Raw genomic sequence first — 925 nt, forward strand, 5'->3', positions numbered from 1 at the left:
TCTAACACAGATTGTAGAATAATTTTTGCACTTTTAAGCTCCGCGTGGATTCACCCGCGGGGCTTTTTTTATTACACTGCCTGAAACGATTTTGCCCCTGAGCTACGGCCAACAAGCGATTCAGCTATTTTTACCCAACTGAAACACATTGTTGATCCAACGCTCTGACAGATAAATTTTAGGAGCCTCTATGAATCCGAATTTGTTACGCGTAACACAACGTATCGTCGAACGTTCTCGTGACACACGTTCCGCCTACCTCGCCCGTATTGAACAAGCGAAATCAACTACCGTTCATCGCTCGCAACTGGCATGCGGTAACCTGGCGCATGGTTTTGCTGCGTGTCAGCCGGACGATAAGGCCTCGCTGAAAAGCATGCTGCGTAACAATATCGCGATCATTACCTCCTATAACGACATGCTTTCCGCGCATCAGCCGTATGAACACTATCCGGCCATCATTCGTAAAGCACTGCATGAAGCCAATGCAGTAGGCCAGGTTGCTGGCGGTGTACCTGCAATGTGCGACGGTGTGACCCAGGGACAGGATGGGATGGAGCTTTCGCTGCTGAGTCGTGAAGTGATTGCGATGTCTGCTGCAGTGGGCCTTTCCCACAACATGTTCGACGGCGCGTTGTTCCTCGGCGTGTGCGACAAAATTGTCCCGGGCCTGGTAATGGCTGCGCTGTCATTTGGTCATCTGCCGTCAATCTTTATTCCTTCCGGTCCGATGGCGAGCGGTCTGGCGAACAAAGAAAAAGTGCGTATCCGTCAGCTGTATGCTGAAGGTAAAGTCGATCGCATGGCGCTTCTTGAATCCGAAGCGGCGTCTTATCACGCTCCGGGTACCTGTACGTTCTACGGCACGGCGAACACTAACCAGATGGTGGTGGAGTTTATGGGTATGCAACTGCCTGGCTCCTCA

1 protein-coding gene is annotated in these 925 nt (G+C 51.5%); it reads left to right on the forward strand.

The genetic code is table 11. From position 1 onward, the window contains the following. Window positions 1-190: 190 nt before the first annotated feature. The coding region (locus KQJ19_RS23750; RefSeq protein WP_216404289.1) for a dihydroxy-acid dehydratase at window positions 191-925 on the forward strand (735 nt) is incomplete at its 3' end.

The sequence above is a fragment of the Citrobacter sp. S46_ASV_140 genome (genome assembly GCF_018919545.1).
Classification (GTDB): domain Bacteria; phylum Pseudomonadota; class Gammaproteobacteria; order Enterobacterales; family Enterobacteriaceae; genus Citrobacter; species Citrobacter braakii.